Annotated in this window: 22 protein-coding genes; 11 read left to right on the forward strand and 11 right to left on the reverse strand. The window is 68.2% G+C overall.

The genetic code is table 11. The features are described 5' to 3' along the window. Positions 1–15: 15 nt before the first annotated feature. The 4 genes from ABTZ89_RS07285 to ABTZ89_RS07300 form a co-directional block, all read right to left on the reverse strand. Positions 16–423 carry a 3-keto-5-aminohexanoate cleavage protein gene (locus ABTZ89_RS07285; protein WP_351041310.1) on the reverse strand — a complete coding sequence of 136 codons (408 nt, stop codon included), beginning with the start codon at positions 421–423 and terminating at the stop codon, positions 16–18. A 26-nt stretch (positions 424–449) separates the two neighbouring features. Continuing rightward, positions 450–1214 (reverse strand): SDR family oxidoreductase, encoded by a 765-nt coding sequence (locus ABTZ89_RS07290; RefSeq protein ID WP_351041313.1) that lies wholly within the window; start codon positions 1212–1214, stop codon positions 450–452. A 28-nt stretch (positions 1215–1242) separates the two neighbouring features. After that, complete coding sequence (locus ABTZ89_RS07295; protein ID WP_351041316.1) at positions 1243–2547, reverse strand: MFS transporter; 1305 nt, start codon at positions 2545–2547, stop codon at positions 1243–1245. Between the two features lie 63 nt (positions 2548–2610). Further along, the gene (locus ABTZ89_RS07300; protein ID WP_351041319.1) at positions 2611–3672 is read right to left on the reverse strand and encodes a LacI family DNA-binding transcriptional regulator; all 1062 of its coding nucleotides are present in this window, start codon (positions 3670–3672) and stop codon (positions 2611–2613) included. A gap of 304 nt (positions 3673–3976) precedes the next feature. Between ABTZ89_RS07300 and ABTZ89_RS07305 the strand changes: the two genes are divergently transcribed. The 5 genes from ABTZ89_RS07305 to ABTZ89_RS07325 all read left to right on the forward strand — a co-directional run bounded on the left by ABTZ89_RS07305 (position 3977) and on the right by ABTZ89_RS07325 (position 8015). Beyond that, complete coding sequence (locus ABTZ89_RS07305) at positions 3977–5461, forward strand: FAD-binding protein (RefSeq protein ID WP_351041322.1); 1485 nt, start codon at positions 3977–3979, stop codon at positions 5459–5461. After that, on the forward strand, positions 5461–5991 hold the full coding sequence (locus ABTZ89_RS07310; protein ID WP_351041325.1) for a VOC family protein: 531 nt from the start codon (positions 5461–5463) through the stop codon (positions 5989–5991). The genes ABTZ89_RS07305 and ABTZ89_RS07310 overlap by 1 nt, the downstream gene beginning before the upstream one ends. 32 nt (positions 5992–6023) lie before the next feature. Continuing rightward, positions 6024–6266, forward strand: a complete 243-nt coding sequence (locus ABTZ89_RS07315) for a hypothetical protein (RefSeq protein WP_270947807.1) — start codon at positions 6024–6026, stop codon at positions 6264–6266. A 172-nt stretch (positions 6267–6438) separates the two neighbouring features. Next, positions 6439–7146, forward strand: coding sequence for a DsbA family protein (locus ABTZ89_RS07320; RefSeq protein WP_270947806.1), 708 nt, complete (start codon positions 6439–6441; stop codon positions 7144–7146). Then, positions 7143–8015, forward strand: a complete 873-nt coding sequence (locus ABTZ89_RS07325) for a cytochrome c biogenesis CcdA family protein (RefSeq protein ID WP_351041329.1) — start codon at positions 7143–7145, stop codon at positions 8013–8015. The genes ABTZ89_RS07320 and ABTZ89_RS07325 overlap by 4 nt, the downstream gene beginning before the upstream one ends. 12 nt (positions 8016–8027) lie before the next feature. Here ABTZ89_RS07325 and ABTZ89_RS07330 read toward each other — a convergent pair whose 3' ends face one another. The 7 genes from ABTZ89_RS07330 to ABTZ89_RS07360 form a co-directional block, all read right to left on the reverse strand. After that, positions 8028–9302: a hemopexin repeat-containing protein gene (locus ABTZ89_RS07330; protein WP_351041332.1), complete on the reverse strand. Its 1275-nt coding sequence runs from the start codon at positions 9300–9302 to the stop codon at positions 8028–8030. A 38-nt stretch (positions 9303–9340) separates the two neighbouring features. Then, on the reverse strand, positions 9341–11350 hold the full coding sequence (locus tag ABTZ89_RS07335; RefSeq protein ID WP_351041335.1) for a cyanobactin maturation protease PatG family protein: 2010 nt from the start codon (positions 11348–11350) through the stop codon (positions 9341–9343). Beyond that, positions 11350–11571, reverse strand: a complete 222-nt coding sequence (locus ABTZ89_RS07340) for a hypothetical protein (protein WP_351041337.1) — start codon at positions 11569–11571, stop codon at positions 11350–11352. Before ABTZ89_RS07340 ends, ABTZ89_RS07335 begins: the two co-directional genes overlap by 1 nt. Before the next feature lie 35 nt (positions 11572–11606). Further along, positions 11607–14000 (reverse strand): S8 family serine peptidase, encoded by a 2394-nt coding sequence (locus tag ABTZ89_RS07345; RefSeq protein WP_351041340.1) that lies wholly within the window; start codon positions 13998–14000, stop codon positions 11607–11609. 90 nt (positions 14001–14090) lie between these two features. Next, on the reverse strand, positions 14091–14234 hold the full coding sequence (locus tag ABTZ89_RS07350) for a hypothetical protein (RefSeq protein WP_351041342.1): 144 nt from the start codon (positions 14232–14234) through the stop codon (positions 14091–14093). 76 nt (positions 14235–14310) lie between these two features. Continuing rightward, positions 14311–14469 (reverse strand): hypothetical protein, encoded by a 159-nt coding sequence (locus tag ABTZ89_RS07355; RefSeq protein ID WP_351041345.1) that lies wholly within the window; start codon positions 14467–14469, stop codon positions 14311–14313. A 56-nt stretch (positions 14470–14525) separates the two neighbouring features. Then, positions 14526–14684 carry a hypothetical protein gene (locus tag ABTZ89_RS07360; RefSeq protein ID WP_351041348.1) on the reverse strand — a complete coding sequence of 53 codons (159 nt, stop codon included), beginning with the start codon at positions 14682–14684 and terminating at the stop codon, positions 14526–14528. 571 nt (positions 14685–15255) lie between these two features. On the opposite strand from ABTZ89_RS07360, the gene ABTZ89_RS07365 reads away from it, so the two are divergent. The 6 genes from ABTZ89_RS07365 (at position 15256) to ABTZ89_RS07390 (ending at position 20697) form a co-directional block, all read left to right on the forward strand. After that, positions 15256–15993, forward strand: a complete 738-nt coding sequence (locus ABTZ89_RS07365; protein ID WP_351041351.1) for an AfsR/SARP family transcriptional regulator — start codon at positions 15256–15258, stop codon at positions 15991–15993. A gap of 371 nt (positions 15994–16364) precedes the next feature. After that, a complete protein-coding gene (locus tag ABTZ89_RS07370) occupies positions 16365–17252 on the forward strand; it encodes a hypothetical protein (protein WP_351041354.1) in 888 nt (295 codons plus the stop codon). Further along, entirely contained in the window at positions 17249–17746 is a 498-nt protein-coding gene (locus ABTZ89_RS07375) for a hydrogenase maturation protease (protein ID WP_351041356.1), read from the forward strand. Before ABTZ89_RS07370 ends, ABTZ89_RS07375 begins: the two co-directional genes overlap by 4 nt. Further along, positions 17743–17871 carry a hypothetical protein gene (locus ABTZ89_RS07380; protein WP_351041359.1) on the forward strand — a complete coding sequence of 43 codons (129 nt, stop codon included), beginning with the start codon at positions 17743–17745 and terminating at the stop codon, positions 17869–17871. Before ABTZ89_RS07375 ends, ABTZ89_RS07380 begins: the two co-directional genes overlap by 4 nt. Continuing rightward, positions 17868–18905: an NADH-quinone oxidoreductase subunit B family protein gene (locus ABTZ89_RS07385; protein WP_270947796.1), complete on the forward strand. Its 1038-nt coding sequence runs from the start codon at positions 17868–17870 to the stop codon at positions 18903–18905. The genes ABTZ89_RS07380 and ABTZ89_RS07385 overlap by 4 nt, the downstream gene beginning before the upstream one ends. 22 nt (positions 18906–18927) lie before the next feature. Further along, positions 18928–20697, forward strand: coding sequence for a nickel-dependent hydrogenase large subunit (locus ABTZ89_RS07390; protein ID WP_351041362.1), 1770 nt, complete (start codon positions 18928–18930; stop codon positions 20695–20697). Position 20698 lies beyond the last annotated feature (1 nt).

The raw sequence follows: 20698 nt of genomic DNA on the forward strand, positions 1-20698 counted from the left end.
ACTTCTCCCGCCGGATCAAGGCCGCGTCGCGGGAGAAGCGGCGGCGCAGCGGGACGATCGGCGCAGGCCGAAGTTCATCGAGCCCATGTTCAGCGACGCCAGCTCGGGTTTGAACTCCGCGGCGGGCCGCATCCGCTCCTGCACCGTCATGTGCGGCGAGCCACCGGTGGTGATGTTGACGACCGCGTCCGTGTGGGCCTTCAACTGCGCCAGGATCGGTTCGAAGTGGGCCGGATCCTGCGACGGCCTGCCGTCCTCGGGATCGCGGGCGTGCATGTGCACGATCGCCGCGCCCGCCTCGGCCGCGCCCAGCGCCGCTTCGGCGATCTCGGTGGGGGAGACCGGCAGGTGTTCCGACATCGACGGGGTGTGGATCGCGCCCGTCACCGCGCACGTGATGATGACCTTGCGAGTGGTAGCCATCCGGGTCAAACCTCCACAGTGGATCGTCAGTAGAGCTTCTCGGTGTTGCCGTCGACGGCCATCGCCTGGCCGTTGACGTTGCGGGCCATCGGGCTGGCCAGGAAAGCGGCCATGTCCGCGATGTCGTCGGCGGTGACCAGCCGGCGCATGGACGACTGGTCCTGGTAGGTGGCTGCGATCTCCTCGACCGGCTTGCCCAGCATCTCGGCCTTGGCCTCGATGACCGCGCGGATGCGGGGGCCGTCGACCGCGCCGGGGCAGATCGCGTTCGCCCGGATCCCCTCCGGGCCGAGTTCGATGGCCAGGGTCTTGGTGAAGCCGACCACCGCCCACTTCGACGCCGAGTACGCGCTGCGCCCGGCCATGCCGAGCCGGCCGGCCGCCGAGGACAGGTTCACGATGGACGCCTCGGACGACTCGCGCAGCAGCGGCAGTCCGTGCTTGACGCAGTAGAACTGGCTGTGCACGTTGACCTCGAAGGTCTGCGCCCACGCAGCGCTGTCCAGGGTCTCCACCGGCCCGGTCGGACCGGCGATGCCCGCGTTGTTGACCAGCACGTCCAGGCCGCCGAGCTCAGCGCGCACGGCGCCCATCAGCTCCTCGACCTGCGCTTCGCTCGATGCGTCCGAGACCCGCGCGGCCAGCCCCCGCGCTTCGGCCGCCCGGACCGAGTCCTCGTCGATGTCGGTGACGAGCACCCGGGCCCCCAGCCCGGCGAACCGGCCGGCGATCGCCAGCCCGATGCCGTTCGCACCGGCGGTGACGAGCACCCGCTTTCCCGAGAAATCCACTTCTCGCACCCTTCCTGGAATTCCGTTGTCACGAACGCTTTTCGGCGTCGCCGTGCTTGAGGAAGAACGACAGCGCGGTGCCGATGGCGCACACGCCGACCACGAACCACAGCCCGGACAGCTTGCTGCCGGTCAGATCCTCCATCGCCCCCATCACGTACGGGCCGAGGAAACCGCCGAACAGCCCGATGGTGTTCACGAACGCGATACCGCCGGCCAGCGTCGCCCCGCTCAACCGCGACGCGGGGAAGGTGAACAGGATCGGCTGCATCGCGAAGAACGAGAACGCGCCGAGGCAGAACCCGATGAGCCCCACGACCGGACCGGCGACCGCGCCCAGCGCGAAGCCGACGCAGATCCCGCCCATCGTGATGTTGACCAGCTTGCGGGAGCTGCGGCCGTCGGTGGCCAGCCGCGGCACCAGGAACGCGCCCAGCCCGGCGAAGATCCACGGGACCGAGGTCAGCAACCCGATCTGCAGCGAGGACAGCTGGCCGTAGGTGCCGATGATCGACGGCAGGAAGTACGACAGCGCGTACACCGCGATCTGCTGCGACAGGTAGACCGCGACCACCAGCAGGATCTGCTTATCCCGCCACACCTGGCGCATGCTGTGCGTGCCGGAGGCCTCGGCGCCCGCCTCGTCCTCGGCGGCGATGCGGCGCTGCAGGTCTTCGGCCTCGGCCGCGGTCAGGAACTTCGCCTTCTCCGGTCGGTCGGGCAGCTTCTTCCACACCACGATGGCGAAGAAGCAGGCCGGCAGGCCCTCGATCAGGAACATCCACTGCCAGCCGTGCATGCCGCCGACCCCGCCGAGCTGGAGCAGCAGGCCGCCCAGCGGCGGGCCGAGGATGCTGGCCGCGGACACCCCGAGCAGGAACAGGCCGTTGGCCCTGGCGCGGTCGGCGCGGGTGAACCACTGCGTCAGCAGGTACATGACGCCCGGGAACAGGCCGGCCTCGGCCGCGCCGAGCAGCAGCCGCATGACGTAGAACGACCACTCGCCCTGCACGAAGGCCATCCCGGCCGAGATCAGCCCCCAGGTGATCATGATCCGGGTGATCCAGAACCGCGCCCCGACCCGGTGCAGGATCAGGTTCGACGGGATCTCCGCCAGCGCGTAGGTGATGAAGAACAGCCCGGCGCCGATCCCGTAGGCGGTGGCCGAGATCCCCAGGTCCACCTGCAGGTGTTCCTTGGCGATGCCGATGTTGGTCCGGTCCAGGAAGCTGATGACGTAGGCCCCGATGAGCAGCGGGAGCAGCTTGCGGAAGATGACTCTGTTGAGCTCGGCGGGCGAGCGCATCACCGATTCCGGCGCGTTTTCGGGCATGGCGTGACCTTCGGTTGTGCTCCGGTGACTCGGAGGATCGGGTTGGTCGTTCGGGAATCCGCTTCAGCGGCGGGATTGCGCGGTCGGTTCGCAACCGCAGGTGCGGCCGATGTGCAGGCGGTGCGCGCACACCAGCGATTGGTAGCTGTTCGACGGGTTCTCGATGCGTTTGAGGAGCATGCCGAAGGCCTCGCGGCCCATCTCCTCGTGCGGTTGCATCACGGTGGTGAGCCCGATCAGCCCGGACATGCTGTGCGGGATGCCGTCGTTCCCGGTCACCGCGACGTCCTCGGGCACCCGGATGCCGTGCTCCACGGCGTGCTCCAGGATCCCGATCGCGAGCTCGTCGCTGCCGCACACGATGGCGCTCGGCGGGTTGTCGCCGCCGAACAGGCGTTCCGCCGCACGACGGCCGCCGTCGCTGTTGAGCTCGGTGCTGATCTTGCGGTCGCCGGTGATGTCGACGCCGTGCGCGAGGGCTGTCGCCACGAAGGCCTGTTCGCGGGCCAGCGACGCCGAGGAGAACCGCGGTCCGATCACGACGGCGATCTCGGTGTGCCCGTGCCCGAGCACGTGCTCCATCAGCGACGTCGCGGCGGCGGCGTCGTCGATGCCGACGAAATCGCCCTCCAGGAACTGGGATCGCCGCGACAGGTAGACGTAGGGGATCCGGGCGGCGCGCAGCGTCCGCAACGCGGTGGCGTCCTCCCGGAACGCTGCGCTCAGGACGACCCCGTCGACGTTGCGGTGCACCAGGCTGTTGGAGACCTTGCCCAGCGTCTCGAGGTCGTCCTGGGTCGTCGCGACGAACACCTCGTACCCGGCGTCGGCGGCCGCGGAGACGATGCTCTGCGCGAACCGGGGGTAGGTCGGGTTGATGATGTTGGGCTGCACCAGCCCGATGACGCGGGTGCGGTTCGGATCGGCCGGTTCTCCCCGGTTCGGCGGGCGGAAACCGAGCTCTTCGGCGACGGCGAGGACGTGCCGGCGGGTTTCCGGCGCCACCCCGCCCTTTCCGTTCATCACGTAGGACACCGCTGCCGTGGACACCCCGGCGGCGCGGGCCACCGCAGCCGCCGAGACGGTGCCCGGCCGGCGTGCGGAGCGACGGGTCGCGATCTCCACAGCCGAGTCTCCCTTGACGTGATCCGGATCTCCAAACCGCAGTGAACCTAAGTCGCCAGCTGAACGTTAAGCAACATTAAGTTCGCAACGTTCTGACCAGGCCAATCGGCCCGGCGCGGGGTTGCGGGCACGCCCCGCGACGGTGCGCTGACGGTCCGCGACCCAGCGAGGGCCCAGGGCCGGGCGGCTGGTGCTCATCTCAATCCGCGGTCCCGATGAGCGGAACTGGCCGCCTGTCGACCCGTCCGAGAGGTCGCACAATGCGTCGACGGCTTCCTCGACGCGATGCGAACCAGGAGTTGCGGTGACTGCACAGATCCCCGACACCGTCGATGCCGGTGACGTAGCGGAATGGTCCGACGAGGTCGACGTGCTGGTCGTCGGCTTCGGCATCGCGGGCGGCTGCGCCGCGGTCAGCGCCGCGGCCGCCGGGGCGCGGGTGGTGGTCCTGGAGCGAGCAGCAGCGCCGGGTGGCACCACGGCGATGGCGGGCGGGCACTTCTACCTCGGCGGCGGCACCGCCGTGCAGGAAGCCACGGGGCACGGCGACAGCCCGGATGAGATGTACAAGTACCTGGTCGCGGTGTCGCGGGAGCCCGAGCACGACAAGATCCGGGCCTACTGCGACGGCAGCGTCGAGCACTTCAACTGGTTGGAGGGCTTGGGCTTTCAGTTCGAGCGCAGCTACTACCCGGAGAAGGCGGTCATCCAGCCCGGCACCGAGGGGCTGATGTACACGGGCAACGAGAAGGTGTGGCCGTTCAAGGACAAGGCGGTGCCCGCGCCACGAGGCCACAAGGTGCCGGTGCCCGGTGACACCGGTGGGGCAGGCCTGGTGACCGAGCTGCTGCTGAAGCGGGCCGACGAGCTGGGCGTGCAGGTCCGCTGCGAAACCGGCGCCACGGCGCTGGTCGTCGACGGTGGAGCGGTGGTCGGCGCGAGGTGGCGGCGCTTCGACGAGACCGGGACCATCCGGGCCAAGACGGTCGTGCTGGCTGCCGGCGGCTTCGTGATGAACAGCGACATGGTGGCCGAGCACGTGCCGAAGCTGGCCGAAAAACCTTATGTGCTGGGAAATACCTACGACGACGGGCTCGGCATCCGGCTCGGCCGGTCGGTCGGCGGGGCCACCAAGCACATGGACCAGGCGTTCATCACCGCTCCCGCGTACCCGCCGTCGATCCTGCTGACCGGGATCATCGTGAACAAGCTCGGCCAGCGCTTCGTCGCCGAGGACTCCTACCACTCGCGCACTTCCGGATTCGTGATGGACCAGCCGGACAGCGCGGCGTTCCTGATCGTCGACGAAGCGCACCTGCGGCCTCCCGAGACCGCGCCCGACGGCGCGGGCGGCGACCCGCTGGTGCCGTTCATCGACGGCTGGGAGACGGTCGAGGAGATGGAAGCGGCGCTGGGCATTCCGGCAGGTGCGCTCGTGGCGACCCTGGACCGGTACAACGAGAACGCCGCCGCGGGAGAGGATCCGGACTTCCACAAGCAGCCGGAGTTCCTGGCCCCGCAGGACACCGGGCCGTGGGGTGCGTTCGACCTGTCGCTGGGCAAGGCGATGTACGCCGGATTCACGCTGGGCGGTCTGGCCACCTCGGTCGACGGCCAGGTGCTGCGGGCCGACGGCAGCGAGGTGCCCGGGTTGTACGCGGCGGGTGCGTGCGCCTCCACCATCGCGCAGGACAGCAAGGGCTACGCCAGCGGCTCACAGCTCGGCGGGGGATCGTTCTTCGGTCGGCGCGCCGGTCGGCACGCGGCGGAGAGAGCGAGGAGCCTGTGATGCACCGGCCAGAACCTGCGATGCAGGTCGGATACGTGGTCGCTGATCTCGACGCCAGCATCCGGTATTGGCTGCAGCACACCGGAATCGGTCCGTGGACGGTGTTCCGCGGGGTGGAGCTCGACGGCCGCTACCAGGGGCAGCAGGTCACCGTCACCATGGACGTGGCGATGGGCTACTCGGGCGAGCTCCAGATCGAGCTCATGCAGATCACGTCCTCGACGCCGTCGCCGTACGCGTACGAATCCGGCGCCCCGAAGCTCGGCCCGCACCACCTCGCCTGGATCACCGACGACCTCGACGCGTCGGTCGCGCAGGCGCGCGAACGGGGACTGGAGGTGCTGTTCGCAGCGGAGGGATCGGGCACGCGGATCGCCTACCTCGAATCCCCGGAGCAGCCCGGGGTCGTCTTCGAGCACATCCAGGGCGAGGGGCTCCGGGAGATGGTCGCCCACGGCATCGAGCAAGCCCGCACCTGGGACGGCACCGATCCCGTGCGCCCGGTCGTCCCGGAACCACCGAACCGCTGAAGGAGAAGACCCGCATCGATCCGGGCGGGCTCATGACGACCGAGAAGATGTGCACGGGCAGCTTCGCCTACACGCGGGACGACTTCCAGGCGGTCATCGAGGCGGTCGCGGACGGTCGGATCGACCCGTCGCCGCTGGTCACGAGCCGCATCCGCCTCCGCGAAGTGGTCGACAGCGGAATCGAACGCCTCCTCGGTCCGGACGCGACACCGAGGTCAAGATCCTCATCACCGCCTGAGCCGCTGCCCGGTCGTGAGTGTTTCGGGGTGTCCTAGCGCCCCAAAGCACTCACGACCCGAGGTGCGCCGATTTGAACCGGCGTTGTGCGGGCACCCTGGTTCCAAGGGGGGAACACGGGGGGCGTCGTTGGTGTGCGCTGACCCAGCCTCGATCTACTGCGCGATGCGGTAGAGGCGCTTGCCCAGGCGTGCGAAGGAGTGGTCATCGGTGGGCAGAGCAAGTGCGCAGCGGAAACGGCTGAGCGTGATCGCGGGCGTGCTCGCCGCCGCGGTGGTGGGAGGCCTGGTCTACCTGCTCGTTCCGATGGGCCGTTCGAACGAAGGTGCGCCGGAGCAGCAGGGGAAGGCGCAGGACAACCCGTTCGCCACGATGGCGCGGCGGACGCCCGGTGATCCGATGGCGCTCGGCAGGCAGGACGCGCCGGTCGTCATGATCGACTACTCCGACTACCGGTGTCCGTTCTGTGCGAAGTTCACCCGGGACCTCAAGCCCGAACTGGTCAAGCGCTACGTCGACACCGGTGTCCTGCGCATCGAGTGGCGGGACTTCCCGATCTTCGGGGCGGAGTCGTTCGACACCGCCAGGGCCGGGCGCGCCGCGGCTGCCCAGGGCAAGTTCTGGCAGTACATGGACGTGGTCCACCGCGACGCCCCGCAGAGCGGGCACCCGGAGCTGCCGCGCGAGAAGCTCGTCGGCTACGCCGGGCAGGCCGGGATCGCCGACATCCCGCGGTTCGAATCGGACATGGACAACCCCGCCACGCTGGGCGCCGTCCAGGCGGACGCCGCGGAAGGGTCCCGGCTCGGCGTGCCGACCACTCCAGCGTTCCTGATCAACGGCAACCCCGTGCTCGGCGCCCAACCCCTGGACCGGTTCATCGACACCATCGAGAAGGCCAGGACGGCCGCTCGATGACCGAGATCGGGCTCCTGGGCGCCTTCCTCGGCGGGCTGCTCACGCTGGTCAGCCCGTGCTCGGCGCTGCTCCTGCCGTCGTTCTTCGCCTACGCCTTCGACGGGTTCGGCAAGCTGGTCGCCCGGACCACCGCCTTCTACCTGGGGCTGGTGACCACGCTGGTCCCGCTCGGCGCCGCCGCCGGACTGTTCGGCTCGCTGCTGACCGAGTACCGCAGCGAGGTGACCCTGGTCGGCGGGCTGCTGCTGATCGCGTTGGGGCTGCTGCAGATCTCCGGCAAGGGCTTCGGGATCTCCGCGGCGCAGCGGATGACCGGGCGCATCCGGCTCTCCTCCGGGCTGTCGGTGTACGCGCTCGGCCTGGTCTACGGGCTGGCCGGCTTCTGCGCAGGCCCGCTGCTGGGCGGCGTGCTGACCGTGTCGGCGGCCGGGGGAGAGGTGCTCTACGGGGCGGTCCTGCTCGCCGTGTTCGCCCTCGGCATGGCCTTCCCGCTGTTCCTGCTGGCGCTGCTCTGGGAGCGCTTCCGGATCGGAGAGCGGTCGTGGGTGCGCGGCCGAGAGGTCTCCATCGGACGACTGCGCCTGCACACCACGAACATCATCTCCGGTCTGGTGTTCGTGGCGATCGGAATCCTGTTCGTGCTCACCGAAGGCGCCGCGAACCTCGGCAGCGTGTCCGATGTGGACACCCAGTTCTCCGCGCAGGAGTGGTTGAGCAGGGTCTCCGCGACGGTGTCGAACGCCGCCGTCCTGGTGGTGCTGGCGGCGGTCGCGCTCGCCGTGGTGCTGTGGAAGCTCGTGCGCATGCGCCGCGCGGAACGCACCGAATCCGGCGAAACCACCGTCGCGCAGGGCGAACGGGAGAGCTGACGGGCGCCCGGATCAGGCGAGCGTCTTCCCCACCTGCATGTGGATGTGATTCTGGTGAGCCAGTTTGAGGGCGATGTCGCCACCGTAGTCCGGGTAGATGACGAAACCGCTGCCGCCCAGATCAGGCATCGGCCACCTGTTGGCGCTTCCGATGCCGTTGGCCTCGCATTCGTAGGTCGCGTACCGGAAGGCGGTCGAGAAGAGCTGGAACGCCAACGCGTCCACGCTGGGTGAGATCCGGACGTTGCTGCCCGGAAGTGCCGGCAGTTTTCCCCAGTCGGTGAGGATCGATTTCCGGAACGCGACCCCGTCGAGCGTTCCGGAAATCCCGGACAGGTCCAGCGCGCGCCCTTGGTTGTGGCAGTCGTTCGGCGGGCCCGATCCGTGCCCGATGCCGAGGTGGAGGAGCTCGGTCACGTCCGGAGCCGAGGCGTTGATCCACTTGGTCAGCCGGTACAGCGCGATCAGCATTCGCTGGTCGACGTTGTCGATGAATCCTGCTGCCGGATTGATCTGGTTGGTGTACCTGATGCCGTCGATGGAAGGCGGCTCGACGATCAGCCGCTGACCGACCGCAGGCGTGCTGCTGCCTCTGAGCGCGACCTTTCCTCGCGCGATCAGGTCGAGGGTGAGGCTGTTCGCCTGGTCTGGAGTGAGCAACCGCGCTGGTGCCACTCCGCCTGGTGGTGACGGGTCGAATGCCGGGGGGAGGGTGTCCTCCTCGTCGACCACGTCCGCGTCCAGGTCGTACCGCTGGTACCTGCCGTCGCGGAAGATGTACGCGTACCGCCCTCCCGGGTGGAGGGCCGCCGTGAGGTCGCGGGGGAACATGCCGTGCCACTGGTCGGCTGTGGAGAGCGGGTAACCCGGGTCGACGCTGTCGGCCGTGATGTCGTAGCGGATGTACTGGTCGTCCTTGAAGAAGAAGACCTTTCCGTTGCCGAGGTTCAGGGCTGTGTCCACGCCGGCGGTCCATGCGCTGGGCAGCCCCTTCCAGTTCCCGGCCAGGGCGAACGGTGGATTCGGCGGAAGGTATTCCGGGTCGATCCGGTCGCTCGGCATGTCGTACCGGACGTAAGTGGCCCCGGTGAACGCGTAGGCCTTCCCCGCTCCCCACCAGAAGAACGCATCCGGTGTGCGGGCGAGCCCGGTCCAGTTGTCCGGAACGCTTAGGTTCGTCTGCTCGCGCACACCGGTCACCGCGTCGTACCGGTGGTACGTGTCGTCGTCGAAGAACAGGTAGCTCTTGTTGTTGGGAAGCGTGATCGCTGTTCGAAGACTTGTCATGGCTGCCTCCAAGAGCTGCGAATCGACCGCCGTCGTGATCATCTGTCAGGCGCGGGGAGCTTCCGCGCCGCCTCAGCCACCGGCGGTACAGCATCGGACTGGACGTCCGCGCGGCTCTCCCACCACGCTTTGACCTCGCCCAGGGTGACGGGGACGACATCGCTGACGTCGATTGTGTAGCGGTACACCTTGAACGCGCGGTCGTCGTCGTCGGGATCGACGCACCGGAGCTTGATCTCCCAGCACTCGCTGCCGATGCGGCAGTAGGGGCTCTTCTCGACGTCGACCGACTCGAGGGTCATGCCGACGGCCATCGACGATGCCATCGCCCGCACGGCCTGGATCGGGTTCGTGGCGGCGAAGTTCAGCGCCCGGTCCGCCGGGGCGCGCCCCAGGCTGCGCGCGTCGAAGTAGATCCGATCCAGGAACTGGCGCAACAACGCTTCGAGCTGCCCCCGTTCCCCGCCCGCGGTCACGTCATCCAGGCCGGCCGCGTCGATGGCCGCTTTGATCAGGTGATCCACGTTCCAGCCGCACAGACCGCGTTTGTACGCGATCTGCACGACCGGCACGAGCTGGCCGGAGAGCAACGTGGCCGTGCGGTGGACCAGGTGACCGGGTACGGCGACCCGTTCGATGGTCCTGACCGGTGGTCCGGCGGCAGCGGTTCTCCCGGCCGGCTGCGCCTGTCCCGCCCTGCCTCCGTTGCTCGGTCGATGCTCCGCCGCCTCGAACGGTCGCACCGCGACCTCCTCGGATTGGGCGGCCAGCAGGAGGACGAGTTGCCGGTAGACCTCGTCGGCGTACGGTCCGCCGGGCCGCAGCGCGTAGCCAGGGCCGTCGTCCAGGTGGTGGAGCACCCAGGTCAGGTCCTTCGCCGCCTCCGGAACCAGCATCAGGTACCTGATCATCTGCTTGGTGTCGTAGGGGTCGGAAAAGGCAAGACCGAGGCGCCGCCGGATCGCCTCGGCGAACCAGTCCCTCCGGGTCTCGCTGTCGAAGTCGTAGCCGAGCTCGCCCAACGCGTACACGAGTTGCCTGCGCCGTCGGGCGGGCGCCGCGCTCCTCTTGCCGGCACGGCGCACTGCGTCGGTGCCGGTGTCCCTCCCGGTGGCGGCGCTGGTCCGCACCGAACCGCCAACCGAGCAGCGGGAGAGGACGAGCCGGGTCGCCGCGGGAACGTCGAGCTGGCCGGTCAGGCAGCGTTCCGGCTCGCCGTGGGCCTGTTCCGGCGCGCACCGCGCTGCGCTGTCGACGAGCGCATCGCGCACGGCGAGCGGGCTGGCCGCGAGACCGTGCTTGCGCCGCAGGCTCGCCAGCAGCGCCACCACGCCGGTGACGATCGGCGCCGCGATGCTCGTACCTTTGTGGACCGCGGTGCCACCCCCAGGCCACGCGGCGCGCAGCCTGTCGCCGGGAGCGGTGATGCCGTGGTCGTGGTACTGCGGACCCCAGTTGCTGAACTTGAACATGGTGCCGTCGTGGTCGAAGGCACCGACGGCGAGCACCTCCGGCAGCACCGCCGGGATGTTCTCGTTCTCGTTGTAGTTGTTCCCGGCCGGTACGACCAGCAGGACCCCGGCCTGCGCGGCTTGCCGGATCGCGCGTTTGAAGAAGTCGCTGGTGTCGCCCGAAAGCGTCGGATGCGCGCCCGAGAACTGGATGACGTCGGCGCCGGCGCTGACAAGAGCGTCGATGGACCTGGTCGCGTTCAGCGGATCAAGTGAGGTGGCCTCGTTGCGCAGCGCCGGGACGACGAGTCCCCGGCACCGCGGCGCCAAGCCGCGGACCGGGCTGTCGTGCCGGCCGAACAGCATGCTGGCCACGAACGTCGCATGCTCGACGTACGGGTCTTCCACCTCCACCGCGGGCAACCAATCCGGTTCGAGCACCCCCAGGCCGGAACCGGCGAAGCACGGATGTGCCAGGTCGGGCAAACCCTCCACGAGCCCGATGACGACGTCGGGATCGCCGAGCGTCTGCTGCCAGAGCTCCCGAACACCGGGGATGTCCTCGATCTCTGCCACCGCGGAGGTCGCGCGAGCCATCAGCGGCCGCCCGGCCAACCGGACACTCTCATCACTTCCACGCTGGGCGTCGCGAACCACTGAGGGTCGTTGAAATTGGCGTCACCTGCGAGGGTCGCCTGCATTTCGATGATCTGGATGTCGCTCAACTGGGCGTAATCGATGTCGACTCCGCTGTAGAGCACCATGGGGTCGACCACGTGATCCGGCCGGGGGACCGGCGGGGCTTGGATCGGGAACATCGTGCGGCACCTCCTTCATCGCCGATGTGCTGTCATCACGCCTCTTGCCAGGTACGAGGCTCGCCCACGAGCACCGGTACGAGGTCGCTGACGTCGATGGTGTAGCGCCAGACCCGCTTCGCCCGCTTGCTGTCCTCCGGGTCGAAGAAGCGCAACTTGATGTCCCAGCTGTCGCTGTCCAAGCGCTCGAACGGGCTCTTCTCCACATCGATGGTGTCGAGCGATTTCCCTTCGGCTGCGGCGCCGGACAGTGCCGTGACCGCCTGGAAGGCGTAGGTGGCGGCCGCGTTCAGCGCCCGGTCGTGGGACGTCGTCCCCAGGTTGCGCAGGTCGAAGTAGATCCGGCTGAGGAAGTCGCGCAGCATGTCGTTGATCTGCTTCTTCAGTTCCGCGTCGTCTGTTGCCGAAGCCCCCGTCGCCGTCGATAGCTCCTGTGCTCGGGCAGCTCGGATAGCGGCGTTGATGGTCTCGTCGATCAGCTTGCTCACGTCCCAGCCGAGCACGCCGCGTGGCTGCTCCGCGCTCACGACGGGCACGGTCTGGCCGGACATCAACTTGACCGTGCGGCCGGTGAGACGACCCGCCAGGGCGACGCGTTCGATGTGCGCGACTGTTCCCTGGCCACCCGGTGCCCTCGGAAGGCTGTGCGCGAACCTCCGATTGGCGTTGAGCACGTTGGCGATCTTGTGCCCGTCCGCCGCCAACTGGCCGGCCAGCAACAGGATGAACTCGTCGTACACCTCCGCCGCGTACGGGCCACTCGGTTCGTAGCTGTAGATCGGCGTGAGTTCGACGTTCAGGGTCCAGATCAGCGCCTTGGCCTCATCCGGTCTGTTGACCAGGTGGGCGAGCATCTGTTCCGGGTCGTAGGGGTTGGCGGCGATCGGGATGGATTCCGTCGCTCCGCTGACGTTGGCGTTGGTGATGGTGGCATTCGCGAGCATCTGGTGGTCGGGGTACACGTCGTCCGGTTTGATCTCGCCGGAGTCGAACGTCGCTTGGGTGATGCTGCCGCCGCTGATGCCTTTCGACGTCTTCTTCTGCTCGTCGATCAGGTACCCGGATTCGAGCTGTCCACCGGTGATCGTGTGCTTCCCGCCCGAGGTCTTGATCCTGACCTGCCGGATGGTCGCCTCCTCGATCCTGCGATCGGAGATCTCGACCGGCGTGCCACCGGGCGCCCACCTCGGCCGCATCTGCTGCTTGAAGGAGTCGCGGCGCGCCTCGGTGCCGAAGTCGAAGCCCAGCGTGCCGATCGCGTACACCGGTGACGCGTGCGATTTCTCGGCGGACGGCACCACTTCGGGGGCCCGTGACGCGCTCCGCGACGGGATCGGCGGCATCTCGGTCTCGAGCGTCCGCTGAGCACCGACCGCATCGAGGTCGGGTACCTCCTGGGAGCCGACCACAGCGGTTTCGGGTGCCTGCCGGTCATCGGCCGGCGCATCGGCACAGGTGCACCCGCCGCCCTCGGCGTGGCCGCCGCACGCGCACGCCTGCGGCGGATCTTCCTGCGGATCGATCTCGGTGCCGGTAGCTGCGGGTACCGCGGTTTCATCGGTGCTCATAACGCTCATCGCCCTTTCCACGTTGAGTTTCCCGGTCAGGAAGCGGAGACAGGCCACGGGATCGTCCAGTTCGCAGGGGTCCGCGCTCTCGAGCAGGGCGGCGCCCAACTCGAGCGGATCAGGATCCCGGCCGGCGCGAAGCTGGCGGCTCAGCAGCAGCGCTGCGACGCCGGTCACGATCGGGGTGGCAAAGCTGGTGCCACTCCTGCGGGTGTCGTCACCGCCGGGTACAGCGCATCGAACGTTCTCGCCGGGGGCCAGCAGGCCGTGACGTTGATAGGCCGGTCCCCAGTTGCTCATCGGCATCGGTCGGCCCGCGTCGTCCATGGCACCGATCGCGATGACCGATGGCAACGCGGCGGGCACGTGCATGCAGAAGCACCCGTCGTTGCCCGCCGCCGCCAGCACCAGCACGCCGCGGTCCTGGCAGTAGCGCACCGCTTTGGCCAGGACGTCCTCGGCGGCGCCGGATTCGGTCAGCTGGCCTCCGCTGATGTTGATCAGGTGCGCGCCGGCGTCGACGGCGAATTCGACGGCCCTGGCCAGCTCCAGTTGCGAGGTGGTGTCGTGTCCTGCGGAGAAGATGGGAATGACGATCCCCTGGCACCGAGGGGCGACACCCGGAACCGCGCTGTCCGGTCCGCCGAAGATCACGCTCGCCACCGCTGTGCCGTGCGCTTCGTCGGCGCTACCGGCACCGTCCTCGGACCAGAACGGCGCCTCTTGCCGCACCTTGGCGTCGGCGAACACCGGATGTTCCAAGTCGACCGGGCTGTCCAACACGGCGACGCGAATGCGCTCGTCTCCGATTGTCCGCTTCTGCAAATCGGCGAGTCCGGGAATGGCAGACAGTTCGCACATCCGGAGCGCTCCTTCACCGGCCGATTCGGTGTCCGGGCCGGTAACGGGGTGCCGGCCAGGTCCGGACGGGCCCGACCGGCACCTGTCCCATCACTCGTCGTCGTCCCCGGCGAACGGAATGTTCACCCCGGGAATCGGAAGGTCGATCATCGACCGGCTCACCCCGTCTTCACCGATGGCGGCGGTGTCGATCGATTTTCTGGTCACCGGTGCGGAAAGCTGCGGCGACACCACCTCGATAAGGCTCTCGGGCATCGTTCATCGCTCCTTCTCCGGCTGCGGTAGCACGCGGACCGGGTGTCGAACAAAGTCATTCGTCATCGTCGCCGGCGAATGCGATCGTGAATTCGCCCAATCTGAACATCGACTGACCGATACCGTCTTCGCCGGTGGCGGCGGTGTCGATCGGCTTTCTGGTCACCGGTGCGGAAAGCTGCGGCGACACCACCTCGATGAGGCTCTCGGGCATCGTTCATCGCTCCCTTCTTCTCTTCCGGCAGCGCGTGGGTTCGTTGTCCAGCAACATCATTCGTCGTCGTCGCCGGCGAAGAAAATGGTGAACCCCTTGTATCCGAAGATCGACTGGCTGATGCCGTCTTCGCTGATGGGCACGGTGTCGGCCGGATTTCTGGTCACTGGCGCGGAAAGCTGCGGCGACACCGCTTCGATGAGGTCATCCAGCATTGTTCATCACTCCAGATTTGATGGATGAACAGATTTGACGCACTCCTCCGGTGATGTCCCGGTGGTTGCGAAAGAACGCACTGGCCAGTTCCGCGCGGATCTCCCTAGTGCGTGTCCAGTGTAAAACCGCACCCAATGGTGGGCAATCCTGGCAAACGGCAATTGCGGCCGCGGTGGTGCCGTGGTCGATCGTGCGTCGAGCCGCGGGCCGGCGCACCGGATTCCCCCGCCCACGCCTGGTTCACCGCGACTGCGAGCCTTCGCTGCCATGTCCCCAGGATGCGACTTCGCCTTCCCCTGCCAAACGCTCCGCGCGTCAACTGGGTGTGCCAGAGGCGTTCTTATGGCGTGCCCCAAGCGCTTTCAGCGGGACCGGTGACTCCGGTTTCCACGAACACCGTGCAGCACCGGCTTCCTCGTGACGCAACGTCGCGACGATGCGCACCGGACGCTGCCGCGACACACGAAGGACGTGGCAGGCACGTCGGCATGGGCGATCTTGGAACCGTGCGGGCAACATTGTGGCGGTCTGCCAAGCGGCAGCCGCCGAACACCGGTTCTGGGGGTGGCTATGGGTCCGACGCCCAACGGTGCGCACGTCACGCTGCTCGGAGACTTCGAGTTGGCCGTCCACGGGGAGCGGATCAAGCTTCCGCGCGGTGCCGAGCGATTAATCGCCTTCCTCGCGCTGCACGACAACGTGCGGGTTCCTCGGATTCGGGTGGCCGAGGAGCTGTGGCCGGACAACTCGCTGCGCCGGGCCCTGGCCAACGTCAGGTCTGCCTTGTGCCAGGGACACCGTTGCGGCGACACGACGATCATCGAGCGCGACGGTGCGCGCCTCGGCTTGGAACCGTCGGTCAGCGTGGACCTCCGTGAAATCCTGGACTGCAGCCAGCGAATCAACGACGAAGGGTGGTGCGGGCCGAACAACTCCGAACGAGAAAGGCTGATCGCGATGCTGGGCAGCGAACTGCTGCCCTCCTGGACCGACGACTGGCTCGCGCTGGAACGCCAGCGGTGGGACCAGGTCCGGTTGCACACGCTCGAGACCTTCGCGCGCGAACTCCTTGCCAGCGAGCACTTTCTGGGGGTAATGCACGCTGCGCTCTCGGCCATCGCGATCGCATCGATGCGGGAAACCGCGCACCGGGTGCTGATCGAGATCTACCTCGCCGAAGGCAACCCCGCCGACGCAGTAGCGCACTACCGCCGCTACCGCGCCTCCCTCCAACGCGAGCTCGGCCTTTCACCGTCGCCGAGGATCACCCGGCTGGTCAGCGGACTCTTCCCGTCCCGACGCCCGTGAACGGAGAACGCGATGCGCTCACCGAGCGGGCGCGCTCGACCGAAACCCGTTCTCGTCAGCACGGATGATGTGCCAGATCGTTTCGCTGACATTTTGCCAGGTCGCTATCGCCGTTGGAATTTCACATCGGATGAGGAAAAGGGTCGTCCGTTTGAAATTTCGGCATAGCACGAGTCGAAACGCTCATCCAGAAAAAGGGTGATCAGCGCTGGTTCCCCGGCACTGCGCTCAACGCGCGATCCCGTCGATCCGGTGGTCGGCCGGCGAGCCGCAGGCGGTGCCACGCGTGCGGGTTTTTGATCGCGCAGGTCGGTGCGGATCGGCTGACACTGCAAGCGGATTGACGTTCCGGTGCCGGACGGAGTGGACCCATGGGCGTGGACGCGGCGCGCGCGGTAGCCGACGCGGTGTTGTTCGAAGGCTATCTGCTGTACCCCTACCGGGCGTCGGCGGTGAAGAACCGGATGCGCTGGCAGTTCGGCGTGCTGGCACCGCCGGGCGAGCAGTCCGAGCCGTCCAGCGCTCGAACGGAATGCCTGTTCGCCGCGGAACCCGGTGCGGAACTGGACGTCCTGGTGCGCTGCTTGCACCTGCGCACCCGCAAGGCCGACCCGGACTGGGATGAAGGCGATCTCCAGGAGATCGGCGCGACGGTGGCGGCGGATGCGACCGCGGAAGTTCCGTTCGAACTGCCGGGCGGGGAGGACGAACGGGAGAGCTGGCTGCCGCTGCGGGGGACGATCCGGATCAGCACGATTCCCGTCGGACACGGCCTGCGGCGCCTGGCGGTGGTGGTCGAGAACAGGACGTCCTGGCATCCCGGGTCGACCACGCGTGCGGAGATGTTGCGGTGCTCCCTGGTTTCGACCCACGTGGTGCTCGCCCTGCGCGGAGGGCAGTTCGTTTCACTGCTCGACCCGCCCGAGCACGCCCGCGAGGCCGCGCGGAGGTGCCGGAACGAGCACACCTGGCCGGTGCTGGTCGGCGAACCGGGGGAGCGCGACGTGGTGCTGTCCGCCCCGATCATCCTCTACGACTACCCGGCCATCGCGCCGCAGAGCCCGGGGGATCTGTTCGATGCCACGGAGATCGACGAAATCCTCACCCTGCGCACGATGACCCTCACCGACGACGAGAAGCGGGAGGCGAGGGAAACCGACCCGAAGGCCGCCGCGATCATCGACCGCGCCGAGCGGCTTTCCGCCGAGGAGCTCTCCCGGCTGCACGGCGCGATCCGCTACCGAGGAGACCGGAAATGACGAGGCCGCTGCGGATCCTGGTCGCAGGAGTGGGCAACGTGTTCCTGGGCGACGACGGTTTCGGGGTCGCGGTCGCCGACCGGCTGGCCCTGGACCCGCCCGCGGGAGTGCGGGTCGAGGACTTCGGAATCCGGGGCGTGCACCTGGCCTACGAGCTGATGAACGGCTACGACGTGCTGATCCTCGTCGATGCGATGGCGCGGGGTGCGGCACCGGGAACCGTTTCGGTGGTCGAACCCGACCTCGACGCGATCGAGCCCTCGTCCGGGGTGGAGGCCCACGCGATGAACCCGGATCAGGTGCTCGCCTGCTGCAAGGGCCTCGGCGTGCGGCTGAACCGGGTGCTGGTGGTCGGCTGCGAGCCGGAGGACTGCTCGTACCGGTGGGGACTCACCGACCGGATCGCGGCGTCGGTGGACGCGGGTGCGAGCACCGTGCGCGAGCTCGTCGCCGGTTTGGTCGAGGCGTGGCAGAAGCCGGCCGGCCGGGCATGATCCTGCTGCTGCACAACGCCATCGGCCTTACGGTGGCGACGGGCCTCGCCGCCGCTGTCGGCCGTCAGGGGGAGCCGGTGTCACAGGGCGGCCGGCGGGAACCGAAGATCCGGGGTGACGTATGAGCAGCACTGCGTCCGCGCCGTCGAACCTCGACGAGGTCCACATCCTCTGGACCTCGGAGGGGATGAGCTGCGACGGCGACACTGTGTCGGTGACCAACGCGACGCTGCCCAGCATCGAGGACGTGGTGCTGGGCACGGTTCCGGGGATACCGAAGGTGCACCTGCACAACAAGGTCCTGGCCTACGAGACCGGTGCGGACTTCATGGCCGCGTTCCACCAGGCCGACCGCGGCGAGCTGGGGCCGTTCATCCTGGTGGTGGAGGGTTCGATCCCGAACGAGCGGATCAACGGCAAGGGCTACTGGACGTCCATGGGCAACGATCCGGAGACCGGCGAGCCGCGCACCCTCAACGAGTGGCTCGACCGGCTGGCGCACAAGGCGTGGGCCGTGCTGGCGGCCGGAACCTGCGCCACCTACGGCGGAATCCACGCCATGGCGGGCAACGCGACGGGCTGCATGGGGCTGGCCGACTACCTGGGGGCGGACTTCCGCTCCGCCGGTGGGCTGCCGATCGTCAACGTGCCCGGGTGCCCGGTGCAGCCGGACAACTTCATGGAGACGCTGCTGTGGCTGCTGCACCAGGCCGCCGGGCTGGCGCCCACGATCCCGCTGGACGAGCAACTGCGTCCGACGTGGCTGTTCGGCAAGACCGTGCACGAGGGCTGCGACCGCGCCGGCTACTACGAGCAGGCCGACTTCGCCCACGACTACAACTCGCCGAAGTGCCAGGTGAAGATCGGGTGCTGGGGTCCGGTGGTCAACTGCAACGTGACCAAGCGCGGCTGGATGGACGGCATCGGCGGCTGCCCGAACGTGGGCGGGATCTGCATCGGCTGCACGATGCCCGGATTCCCGGACAAGTTCATGCCGTTCATGGACGAGCCGCCGGGCGGCGGTCTCTCGTCGAAGTTGCTGGGCGCGTACGGCCCGTTCGTCCGGACCATGCGCGGGATCACCAACCGCAGCGCGAACCGGGAACCGAAGTGGCGGCACAACCGGGCGAAGCTGACCAGCGGCTACGAGCCGCGTTGATCGAAGCGGAGGTAACGGCCGGATGAGTGCGGAGCAGCGGAACCTCGTCGAGGTGGAGTTCGATCCGATCACGCGGATCGTCGGCAACCTCGGCATCTACACCAAAGTGGACTTCGATAACGACGAGGTCGTCGAGTGCCGCAGCACCTCGTCGGTGTTCCGCGGCTACAGCGTGTTCATGAAGGGCAAGGACCCGCGCGACTCCCACTTCATCACCAGCCGGATCTGCGGGATCTGCGGGGACAACCACGCGGTGTGCTCGATCTACGCGCAGAACATGGCCTACGGCGTGAAGAGCCCGCCGCTGGCCGAGTGGATCGTGAACCTGGGCGAGGCCGCGGAGTTCATGTTCGACCACACCATCTTCCAGGACAACATGGTCTTCGTCGACTACTGCGAGAAGATGGTGTCGGAGACCAACCCGTCGATGTTGCGGCGGGCCGAGCAGACCGAAGCGCCGCGCGGGCACATCCACGGGCACCGGACGATCGCCGACATCATGCGGTCGTACAACCCGTTCGAGGGCGAGACGTACAAGGCCGCGCTCGCGGTGTCGCGCGTGACCCGGGAGATGTGCTGCCTCATGGAGGGCAGGCACGTGCACCCCTCGACGCTCTACCCGGGCGGGGTCGGCACGGTCGCCACCCCGCAGCTGTTCACCGACTACCAGGTGCGGTTGGTGCGGGTGCTGGACTTCATCAAGCGCGCGGTCGCGATGAACGACGACGTGTTCGACTTCTTCTACGAGGCGCTGCCCGGCTACGAGGAGGTCGGCCGGCGCCGCACGATGCTCGGCTGCTGGGGATCCTTCCAGGACCCGGACGTCGTCGACTACGACTACCGGAACATGACCGAGTGGGGCCGCGCGATGTACGTGAGCCCGGGGATCGTGCTCGACAACGAGCTGCTCACCACCGACCTCGTCGAGATCAACCTGGGCATGCGCATCCTGCTGGGCAGCTCCTACTACGAGGACTGGGTGAACGAGCAGACCTTCGTCCAGCAGGACCCGCTGGGCAACCCCGTCGACCAGCGCCACCCCTGGAACCAGACGACGCTGCCCCAGCCGCAGAAGCGGGACCTCGACGGCGGCCGGTACAGCTGGGTGATGAGCCCGCGCTGGTTCGACAAGCGCACCGGGGACCACCTGGCGCTGGACACCGGGGGCGGTGCGATCGCGCGGCTGTGGGCGACCGCGCTGGCCGGGCAGGTCAACACGCCTTACGTGCGGTCCACCGGGCACAGCGTGCAGATCGACCTGGGCAAGGGGCAGTCGACGTCCGAGATGCAGCTGGAGTGGACCCCGCCGCGGTTCCCCAACACGCTGGAGCGCAACCGGGCCCGGATCTACTTCGTCGCCTACGCGGCCGCGATGGCGCAGTACTTCCTGGACCGCGCGCTGGCGGAGGTGCGCAGAGGCAACACCAAGGTGTTCGAGGACTTCGACGTCCCCGACGAGGCGATCGGGGTCGGTTTCCACGAGGCGGTTCGAGGTGTGCTGTCGCACCACCTGGTGATCAAGGACGGGAAGATCGCCAACTACCACCCGTACCCGCCGACGCCGTGGAACGCCAGCCCGCGCGACAGCTACGGCACACCGGGGCCGTACGAGGACGCGGTGCAGGGGATGCCGATCTTCGAGGAGAACGGGCGCGAGGACTTCAAGGGCATCGACATCATGCGCACGGTGCGCAGCTTCGACCCGTGCCTGCCTTGCGGCGTGCACATGTACCTGGGTGGCGGGCGCGTGCTGGAGCGCACGCATTCACCGATGTTCGGCGCGGGTGCCTGAC

Source organism: Saccharopolyspora sp. NPDC002686 (assembly GCF_040295745.1).
Classification (GTDB): Bacteria; Actinomycetota; Actinomycetes; order Mycobacteriales; family Pseudonocardiaceae; genus Saccharopolyspora; species Saccharopolyspora oryzae.